Annotated in this window: 16 protein-coding genes; 5 read left to right on the plus strand and 11 right to left on the minus strand. The window is 33.0% G+C overall.

Features of this window, described 5'->3' with window-relative positions:
• Window positions 1-11 precede the first annotated feature (11 nt).
• From F0Q01_RS09190 to rpmH, 11 genes are all read right to left on the minus strand, one after another.
• Window positions 12-905 carry a ParB/RepB/Spo0J family partition protein gene (locus F0Q01_RS09190; protein WP_090153261.1) on the minus strand — a complete coding sequence of 298 codons (894 nt, stop codon included), beginning with the start codon at window positions 903-905 and terminating at the stop codon, window positions 12-14.
• Between the two features lie 2 nt (window positions 906-907).
• A complete protein-coding gene (locus F0Q01_RS09195; RefSeq protein WP_090488323.1) occupies window positions 908-1,678 on the minus strand; it encodes a ParA family protein in 771 nt (256 codons plus the stop codon).
• Window positions 1,679-1,958: 280 nt separating this feature from the next.
• Window positions 1,959-2,438, minus strand: coding sequence for a hypothetical protein (locus F0Q01_RS09200; protein ID WP_090488325.1), 480 nt, complete (start codon window positions 2,436-2,438; stop codon window positions 1,959-1,961).
• 21 nt (window positions 2,439-2,459) lie between these two features.
• Window positions 2,460-3,179, minus strand: coding sequence for a 16S rRNA (guanine(527)-N(7))-methyltransferase RsmG (gene rsmG, locus F0Q01_RS09205; protein WP_090488327.1), 720 nt, complete (start codon window positions 3,177-3,179; stop codon window positions 2,460-2,462).
• A 52-nt stretch (window positions 3,180-3,231) separates the two neighbouring features.
• A complete protein-coding gene (gene mnmG / locus F0Q01_RS09210; protein WP_090488329.1) occupies window positions 3,232-5,109 on the minus strand; it encodes a tRNA uridine-5-carboxymethylaminomethyl(34) synthesis enzyme MnmG in 1,878 nt (625 codons plus the stop codon).
• A gap of 72 nt (window positions 5,110-5,181) precedes the next feature.
• Window positions 5,182-6,552 carry a tRNA uridine-5-carboxymethylaminomethyl(34) synthesis GTPase MnmE gene (mnmE, locus tag F0Q01_RS09215; protein ID WP_090488331.1) on the minus strand — a complete coding sequence of 457 codons (1,371 nt, stop codon included), beginning with the start codon at window positions 6,550-6,552 and terminating at the stop codon, window positions 5,182-5,184.
• Window positions 6,553-6,717: 165 nt separating this feature from the next.
• Window positions 6,718-7,347 (minus strand): RNA-binding cell elongation regulator Jag/EloR, encoded by a 630-nt coding sequence (gene jag / locus F0Q01_RS09220; protein WP_090153272.1) that lies wholly within the window; start codon window positions 7,345-7,347, stop codon window positions 6,718-6,720.
• A 14-nt stretch (window positions 7,348-7,361) separates the two neighbouring features.
• Complete coding sequence (locus F0Q01_RS09225) at window positions 7,362-8,636, minus strand: YidC/Oxa1 family membrane protein insertase (RefSeq protein WP_242941856.1); 1,275 nt, start codon at window positions 8,634-8,636, stop codon at window positions 7,362-7,364.
• A gap of 21 nt (window positions 8,637-8,657) precedes the next feature.
• Window positions 8,658-8,870 (minus strand): membrane protein insertion efficiency factor YidD, encoded by a 213-nt coding sequence (gene yidD / locus F0Q01_RS09230; protein ID WP_090488333.1) that lies wholly within the window; start codon window positions 8,868-8,870, stop codon window positions 8,658-8,660.
• A gap of 20 nt (window positions 8,871-8,890) precedes the next feature.
• A complete protein-coding gene (gene rnpA, locus F0Q01_RS09235; RefSeq protein WP_090153276.1) occupies window positions 8,891-9,229 on the minus strand; it encodes a ribonuclease P protein component in 339 nt (112 codons plus the stop codon).
• Between the two features lie 48 nt (window positions 9,230-9,277).
• Window positions 9,278-9,412, minus strand: coding sequence for a 50S ribosomal protein L34 (gene rpmH / locus F0Q01_RS09240; RefSeq protein WP_015550658.1), 135 nt, complete (start codon window positions 9,410-9,412; stop codon window positions 9,278-9,280).
• Window positions 9,413-9,882: 470 nt separating this feature from the next.
• On the opposite strand from rpmH, the gene dnaA reads away from it, so the two are divergent.
• The 5 genes from dnaA to gyrB all read left to right on the plus strand — a co-directional run bounded on the left by dnaA (window position 9,883) and on the right by gyrB (window position 15,880).
• Window positions 9,883-11,268 (plus strand): chromosomal replication initiator protein DnaA, encoded by a 1,386-nt coding sequence (gene dnaA, locus F0Q01_RS09245; protein ID WP_090153278.1) that lies wholly within the window; start codon window positions 9,883-9,885, stop codon window positions 11,266-11,268.
• A 270-nt stretch (window positions 11,269-11,538) separates the two neighbouring features.
• Complete coding sequence (gene dnaN / locus F0Q01_RS09250; protein ID WP_090153280.1) at window positions 11,539-12,654, plus strand: DNA polymerase III subunit beta; 1,116 nt, start codon at window positions 11,539-11,541, stop codon at window positions 12,652-12,654.
• The gene (gene yaaA / locus F0Q01_RS09255) at window positions 12,654-12,869 is read left to right on the plus strand and encodes a S4 domain-containing protein YaaA (RefSeq protein WP_090488334.1); all 216 of its coding nucleotides are present in this window, start codon (window positions 12,654-12,656) and stop codon (window positions 12,867-12,869) included. Before dnaN ends, yaaA begins: the two co-directional genes overlap by 1 nt.
• Entirely contained in the window at window positions 12,859-13,959 is a 1,101-nt protein-coding gene (gene recF, locus F0Q01_RS09260; protein ID WP_090488336.1) for a DNA replication/repair protein RecF, read from the plus strand. Before yaaA ends, recF begins: the two co-directional genes overlap by 11 nt.
• Window positions 13,952-15,880, plus strand: a complete 1,929-nt coding sequence (gene gyrB / locus F0Q01_RS09265; RefSeq protein ID WP_090153287.1) for a DNA topoisomerase (ATP-hydrolyzing) subunit B — start codon at window positions 13,952-13,954, stop codon at window positions 15,878-15,880. Before recF ends, gyrB begins: the two co-directional genes overlap by 8 nt.
• The last annotated feature ends 13 nt before the right edge of the window (window positions 15,881-15,893 follow it).

A 15,893-nucleotide genomic window follows, 5' to 3' on the forward strand; every position in this document is an offset into this window, starting at 1 on the left:
GAACATTTGTTCTATTTAATATTTTCTAGTAATTCAACGATTCTATTTAACTCATCCTGAGAATAGTACTCGATTTCAAGCTTTCCAGATTTATTATCCTTAGCATTGATGAAGACCTTTGTACCAAGCACACCCTTAAGTCTTTCCTGTGTCTCCTGGTAAACAGCTGCAAGCTGTGAATCAATCTCAGATGCCTTTGATTTCTTATCACTCTTCTTGTCATTTAAAAGCTTTTTAACTTCACGCTCAACATCACGTACTGACATCTTTTCATCGAATGCTCTCTCAGCAAACTCATACTGTTTGTCTGGATCAGCAATCGCAAGCATAGCGCGGGCATGACCAGTTGAAAGTTTGTCATCAACAATCATATCCTGTACTCGCTTATCAAGCTTTAATAATCTAAGAGCATTAGTGATTGTAGTTCTACTCTTTGACACTCTCTCAGCAACTTCATCCTGCTTAAGATTAAACTCATCGATAAGACGGGCAAAAGCCATAGCCTCTTCGATTGGATTCAATTGCTCACGCTGAATATTATCAATAAGAGAAATCTCAACGAACTCTTGCTCGCTAAGATTCATAATGATAACTGGAACTTTTTTGAAACCAGCAATTCTAGCTGCTCTCCATCTACGCTCACCACCAATTATCTCATAGTAGCCCTTACGGTCCTGAACAATAATTGGATTAACGATACCATGTATTTTAATATTATCTGCTAACTCTTGAAGCTTATCTTCATCAAAGTTTTTTCTTGGCTGAAGCTTATTAGGCTCAACCTTATTAATATCTACTTCAACAGGAGCGCCGTGCTGTTCTGGATTAACTGCAACAACACCCTCTTCTTTCTTAACAATAAGAGAATCTAATCCCTTACCTAAACCTCCCTTTTTTGCTGCCATGATTATATATCCTTTCTTCCAATAATTTCTTTTGCAAGATTTCTATAGCTCTCTGCACCAGCAGACTTCTCATCATAGAGATTAATTGGAAGTCCATGAGATGGAGCCTCTGCAAGACGAACATTTCTAGGAATAATAGTCTGATATACTGTTGCATTAAGATTATTCTTAACTGTATCTACAACATCAGAAGAAAGATTTGTTCTCTTGTCATACATAGTGAATACTACACCATCAATCTTAAGCTTTGGATTAAGTCTCTGCTGAACAAGATCAATTGTATGAATCAACTGACTGATACCTTCAAGTGCGTAGTACTCACACTGAATAGGTACTAGAACTGAATCGGCAGTAGTCATCGCATTGATAGTTAACATATTAAGTGATGGAGGACAATCAATAATTACATAATCAAAGTCATCCTTTACATAATCTACTGCATTTCTAAGAATATATTCCTTTTCATTAATACCAAGAAGCTCAATCTCAGCACCGGCTAAATCTACATTAGATGGAATAACTGTAAGGTTTGGAATATTATCAACCTTATACATACATTCCTTAATGCTGCACTGATCAAGAACTAAATCATAAACAGTATTCTCACATTCATCCTTATCCAAACCTAAACCACTTGTTGCATTTCCCTGTGGGTCAGTATCGATAACAAGAACTTTCTTTCCTGCCTCTGCTAAGCAAGCTGATAAATTAATACTAGTAGTAGTTTTACCAACTCCACCTTTTTGATTGGCAATAGCAATTACTCTCTTCATCTATTTTCTCCCTTGTTAGTTTATGTTTGTACTGAATAGTTAACATTATATCATTACGATATATTCAATTCTACTCAGAAAGACTGTTTGCTTTGATATATTTTTCTATATTACTTACTATATATAGTACATATTTTTTTATTAATAATGTTTCACGTGAAACATTATTATATCTAAATAGCAATATCTTGCAGTTAGTTAAAATTTCAAAACACTATATTTTGTGTTTAGATCATAAATCATATAGAAATGTTTCACGTGAAACATTTCTATATATAGTTTATATATCTTTTTCAATATCAGATATTATATTTTCCAAATCGATTTTTGCTTTATAAGGATCTAAAACTATAACATCCTTTAGATTATTTAACCTATTAATTAAGTCAGAAGAATTATTTCTCACTGGATTAATAGTTTTAATAGTAGAAGATGGCTTATTAATAGCAACTGAATTAGTAAGTAAAGCATTTAATTCTACTAATCTACCATCAAAAAATCTCATTTTCTTTATTTTTTCATCCATCTGAGAATTCAAATCCTTGAGATTTAATCTAACTTCTTCTGCCTTTTTGTTATTTTTTTCATTAATATCTCTAGGCGTAAACTCTACAAAGTAAGATTCATTAGACTCTTCTAAAAGATTTAGAAACTTAGTTTCTTCTTTTATTTTAGTCTCAAGTAAATCCATATCTTCTTTTAATTGAATCTTCTGTGTAATAAGTTCTTCCTGATATTTTCTAAGGAAGTCATTAACCATACATAAATCCCCCAATTATTTTTACTTAAGTGGTTCCTTACTAGGAGTTCCAGCTTTTCTTGGATATGCCTTTGGCGTATTTTTTTCTTTATTAATAATCAAAAAAGATCTACTAATGTCCGTTTCAGGAATAGTAAAATACACAGGCTCTGTCATAGTACCACCAAGTTTCTTAACAGCAGAACCAGATGCTTCAATCTCATCTTTTATATCACCTGACTTAAAGCTAATAAAGTATCCTTTAATCTTAACCAAAGGTAAACAATACTCAGATAAAGTAGCAATATTAGCAACTGCACGTGAAACAACTAAATCAAAATGTTCTCTATAATTTTTTCCACGACCGGCCTCTTCTGCTCTAGCATGAACTAAAGTAACATTAGTAAGTCCTAAAGCATCTACAACTTCCTGTAAAAATTTAATACGCTTATTCAAAGAATCAATAAGAGTAAATGAGATTTCTGGATAAGCTATAGCCATAGGTATACCAGGAAAACCTGCACCTGTTCCCAAATCACAAACTGTTTTAACATCAGATGGTAAAACAGTACATATAGATAAACTATCAGCAAAATGTTTTACTAATACATCATCAAACTCTGTAATAGCAGTAAGGTTCATTACCTTATTTTTTTCTACTAATAATTCATAAAACAAATCAAGCTGCTGAATCTGTTTATCAGATAAACTAAAATTCCAACTTGAAAGTGTATTAACTAGATAAGAATAATCTCTATTCATCTTTCTCCTTAAAAACTGATTGTTAAGAGGGTATATAGAAGTACCCTTAAAACTAACCCTTATATGTTTCCAAATAAACTAAAAGAACAGAAATATCTGCTGGACTAACACCTGATATTCTAGACGCCTGTCCAATATTAGCTGGTCTTAATTTAGTAAGCTTCTGACGGGCCTCAAGTCTTAAACTAGAAACATCCTCATAATTAATATTTTGAGGTATAACTTTAGATTCTAGTTTTTTAAACTGTGCAACCTGTTTAGCTTGTCTTGTAAGATAACCTTCATACTTGATATAGATATTAACCTCTTCTCTAACCTCATCAGAAAGTTCTGGTCTTTCTGGGTCTATAGGTGCAAGCTTATCATAATCAAGTTCAGGACGTCTAATTAAATCAACAAGCTTGATACCATTTGAAAGAGGAATACTACCATAAGATTCAAGTAACTCTTGAACCTCTTTTCTTGCTCCAATATTTATTTCCTTAATACGAGCAACCTCTTCTTCAATTAAACGTTCCTTTTCAACTACATGGTCATAGCGTTCTTTAGAAAGAAGACCAACCTCGTACCCAATTTTAGAGAGGCGAATATCTGCATTATCTTGTCTAAGTAAAAGCCTATACTCTGCTCTTGATGTCATCATACGATAAGGTTCTTTTGTTTCCTTTGTAACAAGATCATCTATTAAAACACCAATATAGGAATTTGATCTATCAAGAATCATTGGCTCTTTACAAAGAAGTTTTAATGCAGCATTTATACCAGCAACCAACCCCTGAGCAGCTGCCTCTTCGTAACCACTACTTCCATTAAACTGACCAGCAGCAAAAAGACCATCGATTTCTTTAAATTCCAAAGAAGCTTTTAACTGTGTTGAATTAATACAATCGTACTCAATGGCATAAGCATTACGAACAATCTTAGCATTTTCAAGACCAGGAACTGTTCTATACATTTCATACTGAACATCCTCTGGCATTGAAGAACTCATACCGCCAATGTACATTTCATTAGTATTAAGACCTTCTGGCTCAACAAAAAGCTGATGTCTATTCTTATCAGAAAAACGAACAACCTTGTCTTCTATACTAGGACAATATCTAGGACCTGTTCCTTCAATAACACCAGAGTACATTGGAGATCTATCAAGATTGGCTCTAATAATCTCATGAGTTTTTTCATTTGTATAAGTCAAATAGCAAGGAACCTGCTCAATCTGAACATCTTCTCTATTAGTACTAAAAGAGAATGGAATAACTGGATCATCACCATATTGTGGTTCCATCTTAGAATAATCAATAGAATTACCATCAATTCTTGCAGGTGTACCAGTTTTAAAGCGGTTCATTTCTACATTATTATCCAATAATGATTGGGTTAAATAGTTAGCAGCTTTTAAACCATTAGGACCAGTATGTTCTATTACATCACCATATAAACATCTAGCTCTAAGATATGTACCAGTACAAATAACTATAGCCTTACAATGATAAGTAGCACCAGATAAAGTCTTAACTCCACAAACTTTATTATTTTCAATAATAAGCTCAGTTACTTCAGCCTGTCTCAATGTAAGATTTTCAGTTTCTTGCATTGTCTTTCTCATTCTAAGAGAATAAGCAGCTTTATCTGCTTGGGCTCTAAGAGAATGAACAGCTGGACCCTTTGAACTATTAAGCATCTTGGACTGGATAAAAGTATGATCAATATTAATACCCATCTGTCCACCAAGTGCATCGAGCTCACGAACTAAGTGACCCTTTGAACTACCACCTATATTAGGATTACATGGCATCAAAGCTACAGAATCCATACTTACTGTAAAACAAATTGTATTAAGGCCCATGCGTGCTGCAGCCAAAGCAGCCTCACAACCAGCGTGACCAGCACCTACAACAACAATGTCATAGGATTCTTCAACGTGTGACATAATTGCTCCTTAAAAAATAAATTTCATTTGCTCCTGATACGATATTTTCTTCATTTCATTGGAAAAATCGTATCATTTTCCCATACAAAATTCACTAAAGATTTTGTTTGCTAAATCATCTTCTATAGTTTCACCAGTTATTTCTCCTAAGAAATTGTATGCATCCATTAAATCAATGGAGAAGAAATCTTCTGGCATCATATTATCAATACTCATTAATACATTAGATAAACTATTTTTAGCATTAACAAGACAAGAAGCCTGACGAGAGTTAGTAATATATAAAGTCTCATCAGATTTAACCTGACCAGAGAAAAACATATCAGTGATAGTAGATTCTAAGGTCTTAAGTCCATCTAAACTAACAGATGAAAAAGAAATAACAGGTTTATTGTATTTATTACATATATCTTCCTCTGTAATAACAGATAAGAGGTCAGATTTATTAAGTAAAATAATTACTTTTTTATCTATAATCTTACTAATAATAAACTCATCATCCCCATCTAAAGGTCTAGATGAATCAATCACAAATAAAATTAAATCAGCATCATCAATAGAATCAAGTGCTTTATCAACACCTATTTTTTCAACGATATCATCAGTCTCTCTAATACCAGCAGTATCAATAATATTAAGAGAAACACCATTAATTGTAATCTGCTCTTCAAGAGTATCACGAGTAGTACCAGGTATATCTGTTACAATAGCTCGCTCTCTTCTACTAAGTGTATTTAAAAGAGAAGACTTACCAGCATTAGGTTTGCCAAGAATTAAAGTATTAATACCTTCTTTTAAAATATGACCAGAGTTAAATGAATTAATTAAATCATCAATTCTACTAATCATCGAATCAACTTTATTTTTTAAATCATCTGGATATCCTGTCAAATCATAATGTTCTGGATCGTCTAAAGCAGATTCTATATAAGCAGTTTCATATAAAATCTTGTCACGTAAATCTACAATAATATCTCTTAAAGAACCAGAAAGCTGCTTTACTGAATTTTTCATAGCAAGCTCTGAATTAGAAGAAATCAAATCCATAATAGATTCAGCTTCTGATAAATCAATACGACCATTTAAAAATGCTCTCTTAGTAAACTCTCCTGGTTCAGCAATTCTACAACCAACTGAAACTAATAAAGAAAGAACCTTTTTTAATACAAGAATACCACCATGACAATGAATCTCAATAACATCTTCTGTTGTATAACTTCTAGGTCCTCTCATAATAAGAACTAATACTTCATCAACAAGTTCTTCATTATCATAAATGTGACCATATTGAATAGTATGAGTCTCACAATCTGCAAGTTTATTTTTACCACGAAAAATAGAATCCGCAAAAGAAATAGCATCTTCACCGCTAATTCTAATTATGCCGATTCCTGAACTATTAAGTGATGTAGCAATAGCACAAATTGTATCTGACTGGTACAAAATAAACCTCCAAAATGTAACCAAGAAAATCTCAAAAGAGATTCATTAAATACAATAGAAAATGATACTAACAATAATATTAATTTCTATTATATTTAATTAAGCCTAAAAGCAAATAATAGGGTTAGTCTAATAATAAAAAGACTAACCCTAAAAAATCAATAATTATTTCTTAAGAGTAATAACAACGTAGCGATATGGCTCCTCACCCTCTGAATGAGTTGTAACATTATTATCATTCTGAAGAGCAGAATGAATAATACGTCTCTCATAAGGATTCATTGCCTCAAGAGTAACAGCCTTCTTTGTTCTCTTAACCTTAGATGCCATGTTTTTAGCAAGGTTCTCTAAAGTTTCTTTTCTACGACGTCTATAATCTTCAGTGTCAATCTTAACTCTAGTATAATTCTCAGCTGAACGATTAACAGCAAGATTTGTAAGATACTGTAAAGAATCAAGTGTCTGACCACGCTTACCAATGAGTACGCCCATCTCTGGACCAGCTAAATCAATAGAAAGAGTATTATCAGCTTCCTCTAAATCCATTGAAATATTAACCTCAAGCTGCATAGCCTCGAAAACACCATTAAGAAAATCCTTAGCAACTTCCTTTGGATCTTCATTTCCAGAAATAACAACTTTAATTACTGCATCTTTTGAACCAATACCAAGGAAACCATTACTTCCTTCTTCAATAACTTCATATTTAATCTCACTAGAAGTAACACCAAGTGAAACTGTTGCATTAGTAAGAGCATCATCAACAGTCTTACCTGTAAACTCTTTAAATTCCATTACGTCAATCCCCCTTATTTATTATTCTGTTCGTTAAACTGTTTAACAAGATTTGCTTTTGATGCAAGAGAACCATCAGAAGCATTAGATCTGAATTCTTCAGCTTTCTTTAAAACATCATCTGATGCATTAACAAGATTAGCCTTTTCAGACATAGTCTTCTTTGTGTTCATATTAGCTGCATTATAAATCTGAGCCTGACGAATACCACGCTTTTCAGCTTTCTTAGCAGCTTTTTCTTTATTAGCCTCAATAATACTTTCAAGATCAATCTTCTCAAAGTGCTTATTAAGGAAGTACTGCTGAATTACACGAACAACAGCACCGGCAATCCAGTAAAGACCAAGACCTACAGGAACAGAGAATGCAATGAAAAATGACATAAGTGGCATCATAATATTCATTGTCTTCATCTGCTGAGCCATTGCATCATTCTGATCTGATGAAGCAGTCTGTGCAAGTTTGATATTTAACATCTGTGATAAATAAGAAACAATAGGAACAAGTAAAGCACAAACAATAAGACCAAAATTCTTATGAGATGCAAACCATCCATCCTTAATTAAATTCAAAGGAGTATCTGAAATATTAAGAACAAATAAGTAATTAATCTTATCAAGAGCTACATGAGTACTCTGAACTAAATCAGAAAGACCAGAGAACTTTGATGCAACCATATTCCATCCATCATTTGGTAACTTATAAAGTGTATCAACAATGAAATCAGAAACTACAGTCTTATCTGAAGCACCAAAATCTGGTGTAATCTGAAGACGAAGCTTAGCTGCATCATAAATTTTCTGCATGCTATCTGCATAACCATCTGTAGCCATAATACCAGTAACAAGATTACTGAAAATGCCCTTAACAGAAGAAATGTAAGCAGGTACATTATAGAAAACTCTGTAAAGTGCAAAAAGAATAGGCATCTGGATAAGCATATATCCACAGCTACCTGCCATAGAAACACCGTACTTGTCGTAAAGTGCCTGAGTCTCATTTTGCTGAGCCTGCATTGAAGCCTGATCTTTTTTACCCTTATACTTTTCCTGAATAGCCTTCATCTCAGGCTGCATCTTACGCTGCAAAACAGAAAACTTCTGCTGCTTATATGTAAGAGGAAACATTAAAAGGTAAATAACAACAGTAAAAACAACAATTGTAAGAGCTATGTTCTCAAGACCAATAGCAGCAAGAAGAACATAAATCCTGTCCATAATCCATCCAAGACCCTTAGCGATAGGTCCTAAAATGGAACCGTTATAAGCGGTTAAAAATAGTTCGCTCAATGTAAATAAACCTCCAGTTTACTAAGGAACCGGATCATATCCACCACGTGAAAAAGGATTACATCTTATTAATCTCCATGCAGTTAAAGCACCACCTTTAATTGCCCCATGTTTTTTAATTGCTTCTAAACCATAAACAGAACATGTTGGACAATATGGGCACTTAGTTCTCTTCATTGGAGAAATATATTTTTGATAAAACCTGATTAAAAATATAAAAAGCTTCTTCAACATAATAGAAACGATGATTCCAATTATTTTCGAGTTACCTTGTGAAGATTTGCAAGATGAAGCAAAGATTTTTGAATCTCATCGAAATTAGCAGAAGCCGAAGCCTCTCTTGCAACGACTACAATGTCCAAACCACTATTGAACATCTCTTCATTTAGTCTATAACTTTCTCTTATCAGTCTCGTCAAATGATGTCTAACTACTGAATTTCCAACCTTTTTACTAACAGAAATTCCAATGCGATTTCGATCTGTATTATTATGGTAGATATACATAACAAGCTGTCTATTAGCTTTTGACACACCTCTTCTGTACACAACAGTGAAGTCCTTATTCTTTTTTAAAGATTCACTAAATTCCATAACAATTATTTTCTCCTAAATAGAAAGAAAGACCACATGGTCTGTGGCCTAAGCAGATAATTTCTTTCTTCCTTTTGCACGTCTAGCTGCAAGAACCTTACGTCCGCCTGCTGTGCTCATTCTAGATCTAAATCCATGTACTTTGGATCTCTGTCTCTTTTTTGGTTGATATGTCATCTTCATAATATATCCACCTCCTCTTTATGAGAAAACATCAGTTGAAATTATATAAGGAAAACCCTATAAAGTCAATAAAAAAAGCATTAATTAAAAGTAAACATACATGTGGATAACTAAAAAACACAATATCTTAATAGAATTAATAAAAATAAATACAAAATGTTGTGTTAAAACCATTAAAAAAAATTAATTGTTATCTACAACCTGTGGATAACATTGTGGATAAAGTCAAATTAAATCAAAAATTTCAACAATTTAGTCAAAAAACTTATTAAAACTAAGCTCTAATCCTGTGGATAACTCTATTATTTCATGGTGGATAACTCAAAAATCAATTTCATAGGCTCAAATTTAAAAAATAAGCCACTTTTCACATTAAACAACCCCCTACACCTTTTAGGGTAAAATATTGCTAAAAAGCCTTATATAGGTTAGAATGGAAATAATTAAACTGTGGATAAAAGGGATATTAGATGGAAGAAATTGTTAAAAAATGGGATGAGATTCTCGCTTATGTAAAAACAGAGTATGTTGTAGCAGAAGTATCTTATGAATCTTGGCTTAAGCCTCTTGAATTATTTCAAATAGAAGATAATAAATTATATATCATTTTCAACGGTGATCAAAGCAGCATGACTATAGGATATGTAACCAGAAAATTTGGTACTCCTATCAAGGTTTCTATTGCTGAGCTCACAGGTAATTCATTTGAAGAAATTGTAATCATTTCTCAAGAAGAAGCAAACAAGCTTAAAGCAGATAATGATACACAGCATATTAAAATAGAAGAAACACCTCTATTTAATAATAAGAAAATAGGAAATTCTACAATTAATCCTAAATTTACATTCGATAATTTTGTCGTTGGTCGCAACAACAGATTTGCTCAGACTGCAGCTCTTGCAGTAGCAGAATCACCAGGTGAATTTTACAATCCCCTCTATATATATGGAGGACCTGGACTTGGTAAGACTCACTTGATGCAGGCCATCGGTAACTACATCGAAAATCAAAATCCTAGTACACATATCTTATATGTAACTTCAGAAGAATTCACTAACGAAGTTATTGAGAACATGAGAACTAATAACAACGCTACAGCTATGCAACGTTTTAGAGATAAGTATCGTACAGTTGATGTTCTCATGGTTGATGATATTCAGTTTATTATAGGAAAAGAAGCAACACAGGAAGAATTTTTCCACACATTTAATGCACTTCATGCAATGGGTAAACAGATTGTTATTTCATCTGATAAGCCACCAAAAGATATGGAGACATTAGATGACCGTTTCAAATCAAGATTCGATATGGGTCTTATGGCTGATATTGGATATCCAGATTATGAAACACGTATGGCAATCTTAAATAAAAAGATTGAAGAAAAGAATTTTAATCTTGATGAATCAATTAGAAAATACATTGCTGAAAATATTCAATCAAACATTCGTGAAATCGAAGGAGCTTTAAATAAACTTATTGCTTTTTCTAGACTTGAAAAGATTGATATCACAATGGATATTGCAGAAAGAGAGCTTCAGAATTTTATCTCTCCTAATATATCAAGAGAGATTACTCCACAGCTCATCATTGAAGTAGTATCAGAACATTTTGGAATTACAGTTGATCAGATGGCATCTAAAAATAGATCAAGCAATGTAGTTAGACCTAGACAGATTGCTATGTACTTATGTAATACAATGACAGATTCTTCACTTCAGGCAATTGGTGTACTTCTTGGAGGTAGAGATCACTCTACTATTATCCATGGTGCTAATAAAATAGAAGAAGAAATCAACAAAGACGATAGTACAAAATCACTTGTTGAAACTATCAAGAAAAAAATCAATCCAAACTAATTGTTAATAACATGTTGATAAACATATGGATAAGCTGTTATTAGCCTGTTTATTAAATGCGGATAATAAACAAAAACAAATTTTAAACAAATTTTGGTCACATTTTATCCATAGATTATCAATAATAAATTCACAAATTTTTAAGCACTTATCCTTCACGTTTTACGTGTAAATACTGCTGTTTCACACTTATATACATATCAACAGCCTATAAGAATAGTACTTAGAAAATAAATTATATTTTTTTATGTTAAGAAAGGGAGCAATCAAATGAAAATCAGATGTCAAAAAGCAGACCTTTTAAAAGGAGTTAACTTTGTTTCAAAAGCAGTTCCTACCAAAACTACAATGGCTATTCTTGAATGCATTCTTATAGATGCATCTTCTGGAGAGATTAAGCTTACTGCTAATAATATGGAACTTGGAATTGAAACAATTATAAATGGAACTATTGAAGAAAGAGGAATTGTAGCACTTGATGCAAAGATTTTCTCTGATATTGTAAGAAAGCTTCCTGATAATGAAGTTACTATAGAAACAGATGCTTCATTTAATACAAAGATTACTTGTGAAAAAGCAAAGTTCTTCAATGTAGGTAAGTCAGGAGAAGATTTCTCATACATTCCAGTTGTTACTAGAAATCAACCAATCATTATTTCTCAATATACTTTAAGAGAGATTATTAGAAAAACTATCTTTACTGTTCCTGATAAAGATAACAATAAGATGATGACAGGTGAGCTTTTAGAAATAAAAGATGGCAAGCTAAAAGCAGTTGCACTTGATGGTCACAGAGTTTCTATTAGATATGTTGATCTTAAGGATGCAACAAATGATGTTAATGTTGTTGTTCCAAAGAATACTCTTAATGAAATTATTAAAATCATTGACGGTGGTGTTGATGATTTTGTAAATATTTTCGTTACTGATAATCACATTGTGTTTGAATTTGATCAGACTACTGTTGTATCTCGTATTATTCAGGGTGAGTTCTTTAAAATTGAGCAGATGCTTTCAGCTGATTATGAGACAAAAGTTAAAATCAATAAAAAAGATTTACTTGATTGTATTGATAGAGCAAATACTATCGTTAACGAAGGTGATAAGAAACCAATCATTGTTAACGTTTCTGATAATGTAATGTCACTTTCAGTTACTTCATTTATTGGATCAATGAATGAAGATATTGATATTGTTAAAGAAGGTAAGGACATCATGATTGGCTTTAATCCAAAATTTGTGATGGATGCACTTAAGGCAATTGATGATGAAGAAATAAATCTTTACATGCTTAATGCAAAGAGTCCATGTTTCATTAAAGATGATGAAGGTACATATATTTACATTGTCCTTCCTGTTAACTTTAATAATCCAGGAGCTAATTAATGGAAACTATTCAAATTAGAGATGAATTTATAAAACTTGGACAGCTACTAAAGCTAGCTAATTTAGTTGAGTCTGGAGCTATGGCCAAAGAAGTCATTGAAGAAGGACTTGTAAAATATAATGGTGAAGTTGAAACTCGCCGAGGCAAAAAGGTTTATCCTGGTGATGTTGTTGAATTTAATGGAGAAAGCGTAACAGTTACTAATGATAATTAAATCCATTGAGCTAGAGAATTTTAGAAATTATGATTCGTTAAATATTAATTTTGATGAACATACTACTATTCTATTTGGCGACAATGCCCAGGGTAAGACTAATATTTTAGAGTCTGCCTATATGAGTGGTACTACCAAATCTCATAAAGGAAGTCGTGATAAAGAAATAATTAAATTTGATAAAAATGAGAGTCATATTAAAACGGTCATTTCAAAAAATGAACGTGACTATCAAATAGATATTCATCTTAAGAAAAATAAATCAAAAGGTATTGCAATTAATAGAGTTCCAATTAAAAAAGCCGCTGATTTATTTGGTCTAATCAATATTATTTTCTTTTCACCGGAAGATTTAAATATTATTAAAAATGGTCCAGCTGAGAGAAGAAAATTCATGGATGCTGAACTTTGTCAAATAGATAAAATATATCTTTCAGATTTGACAAATTATAACAAAGCTTTAAATCAGAGAAATGCTCTACTAAAAGAGATGATTTATAAACCTGATTTAAAAGAGACATTGCCAGTATGGGATGAGCAGCTTATTACATATGGCAAAAAGATAATAACAAGACGTCAACAATTTATTAATGATATCAACATCATAGTTAAAGATATCCACTCTAAAATTACATCAGGTAAGGAAAATATAGATGTAAGTTATGATCCAAATATTGAGGACATTTTTTTCCTTGATGAATTAGTAAAAAATAAAGAAAAAGATATGAGATTTTGCCAGACTTCAGTAGGGCCTCATAGAGATGATATTAAGATAACTGTTGATGGAATAGATATTAGAAAATTTGGAAGTCAGGGTCAACAACGTACTTGTGCTCTCTCACTTAAACTTTCAGAAATTAAACTTGTTGAAAATACAATAAATGACAAGCCAATACTTCTCCTTGATGATGTTTTATCTGAGCTTGATAAAAATCGTCAAAGTGATTTATTAGATAATTTACTTGATACACAAACTATCATTACTTGTACTGGACTTGATGAATTTGTAAAAAATCGATTTAAGCTAAACACAGTTTATAAGGTAACAGATGGTTCTATAGAATTAATTACGGAGGAACTAAATGAGTAAGGAAGTTAATCAGGAATATGGTGCAGACCAAATACAGATTTTAGAGGGACTTGAAGCTGTTCGTAAGCGTCCTGGTATGTATATTGGTTCTACCTCTGAAAGAGGTCTTCATCATTTAGTATATGAGATTGTAGATAATGCAGTTGATGAAGCACTTGCAGGATTTTGTACTCATATTCAGGTAACTATTAATCCAGACAATTCAATTACAGTAGTTGATGACGGTCGTGGTATTCCTACTGGTATCAACAGCAAAGCTGGAATTCCTGCGGTTGAAGTTGTATTTACAGTACTTCATGCCGGTGGTAAATTCGGCGGTGGCGGTTACAAGGTATCAGGTGGTCTTCATGGTGTAGGTGCATCAGTTGTTAATGCACTTTCCAACTGGGTTGAAGTAGAGATTAAGCGAGAAGGCAAAATCTTCAAACAGCGCTATGAACGTGGCAAGACAATGTATCCTCTTAAAGAGATTGGAACTTGCGATGCATCTGAAACAGGTACAAAAGTTACATTCTTACCAGATGACACAATATTTGAGACCACTGTTTTTGATTTTAAAACATTAAAAGTAAGACTTCGTGAGACAGCCTTCCTTACAAAGGGTCTTAGAATTACTCTTACAGATACAAGAGGAGAAGAACCTAGAGAAGAAAGCTTCCATTACGAAGGCGGTATCAAGGAATTCGTTCAATATATCAACAGAGGTAACGAAGCACTTTATGATGAAGTTATTTACTGTGAAGGAACAAAGGACAATATCTATGTTGAAGTTGCAATGCAACATAATGATGGATATCAGGATCAGGCCTACAGTTATGTAAATAATATTGTTACCCCAGAAGGTGGTACTCATCTTACTGGTTTTAGAGGTGCTCTTACAAAGGTATTTAATAAATATGCTAGAGATTACAAGATTCTAAAGGATTCTGATCCACAGCTTGATGGTGATGATATTCGTGAGGGTCTTACAGCAATTATTTCTATCAAGATTGAAGAACCTCAATTTGAAGGTCAGACTAAGCAAAAACTTGGCAACTCAGAGGCTCGTGGAGCGGTAGATGCTATCGTATCAGAGCAGCTTACGTGGTTTTTAGAGCAGAATCCTACTATTGCTAAAAATATTTGCGAAAAATCGCTACTTGCGCAGCGAGCAAGAGAAGCAGCTAGGAAAGCTCGCGATCTTACTCGTAGAAAAACAGCATTAGAAGGAATGTCTCTTCCAGGAAAGCTTGCGGATTGCTCAGATAAAGATCCAAAGAATTGCGAAATCTTTATCGTAGAGGGTGATTCCGCTGGTGGTTCTGCAAAGACTGCAAGAAGCCGTGCAACTCAGGCAATTTTACCACTTCGTGGAAAGATTCTTAATGTAGAAAAAGCCCGCGAAGATAGAATCTACGGTAATGCCGAGATTAAGGCAATGATCACAGCTTTCGGTACAGGAATTCATGAGGACTTTGATATTTCAAAGCTTCGTTATCACAAGATTATTATCATGACTGATGCCGATGTTGATGGTGCTCACATTGCAACACTTATGCTTACATTCCTTTACAGATTTATGCCGGAGCTTATTAAGCAAGGCTATGTATATCTAGCTACTCCTCCACTTTACAAATTGGAGAAAAACAAAAAAGTTTGGTATGCATATTCCGATGAGGAATTAAATCAGATTCTTACTGAAGTGGGTCGTGATAGTTCTAACAAGATTCAGCGATACAAAGGACTTGGTGAGATGGATGCTGAGCAGCTTTGGGAGACAACAATGGATCCTGAAAAGAGAATTCTTAAGCGTGTAGTTATTGATGATGAAGATGCTTCAGAAATCAATGTTACATTCTCTACTCTCATGGGTGACAAGGTAGAGCCACGTAGAGAATTCATCGAAGCTAATGCAAAGTACGTACAAAACTTAGATATCTAAAATTTGTAAAAAA

Origin of the sequence: Pseudobutyrivibrio xylanivorans (assembly GCF_010906925.1) — a bacterium.
Taxonomy (GTDB): Bacteria; Bacillota; Clostridia; order Lachnospirales; family Lachnospiraceae; genus Pseudobutyrivibrio.

Coding starts and splice junctions, on each gene's coding strand:
- F0Q01_RS09190 (WP_090153261.1), bottom strand. CDS start 905: ATGGCAGCAAAAAAGGGAGGTTTAGGTAAGGGATTAGATTCTCTTATT.
- F0Q01_RS09195 (WP_090488323.1), bottom strand. CDS start 1,678: ATGAAGAGAGTAATTGCTATTGCCAATCAAAAAGGTGGAGTTGGTAAA.
- F0Q01_RS09200 (WP_090488325.1), bottom strand. CDS start 2,438: ATGGTTAATGACTTCCTTAGAAAATATCAGGAAGAACTTATTACACAG.
- rsmG (WP_090488327.1), bottom strand. CDS start 3,179: ATGAATAGAGATTATTCTTATCTAGTTAATACACTTTCAAGTTGGAAT.
- mnmG (WP_090488329.1), bottom strand. CDS start 5,109: ATGTCACACGTTGAAGAATCCTATGACATTGTTGTTGTAGGTGCTGGT.
- jag (WP_090153272.1), bottom strand. CDS start 7,347: ATGGAATTTAAAGAGTTTACAGGTAAGACTGTTGATGATGCTCTTACT.
- yidD (WP_090488333.1), bottom strand. CDS start 8,870: ATGTTGAAGAAGCTTTTTATATTTTTAATCAGGTTTTATCAAAAATAT.
- rnpA (WP_090153276.1), bottom strand. CDS start 9,229: ATGGAATTTAGTGAATCTTTAAAAAAGAATAAGGACTTCACTGTTGTG.
- rpmH (WP_015550658.1), bottom strand. CDS start 9,412: ATGAAGATGACATATCAACCAAAAAAGAGACAGAGATCCAAAGTACAT.
- dnaA (WP_090153278.1), top strand. CDS start 9,883: ATGGAAGAAATTGTTAAAAAATGGGATGAGATTCTCGCTTATGTAAAA.
- dnaN (WP_090153280.1), top strand. CDS start 11,539: ATGAAAATCAGATGTCAAAAAGCAGACCTTTTAAAAGGAGTTAACTTT.
- yaaA (WP_090488334.1), top strand. CDS start 12,654: ATGGAAACTATTCAAATTAGAGATGAATTTATAAAACTTGGACAGCTA.
- recF (WP_090488336.1), top strand. CDS start 12,859: ATGATAATTAAATCCATTGAGCTAGAGAATTTTAGAAATTATGATTCG.
- gyrB (WP_090153287.1), top strand. CDS start 13,952: ATGAGTAAGGAAGTTAATCAGGAATATGGTGCAGACCAAATACAGATT.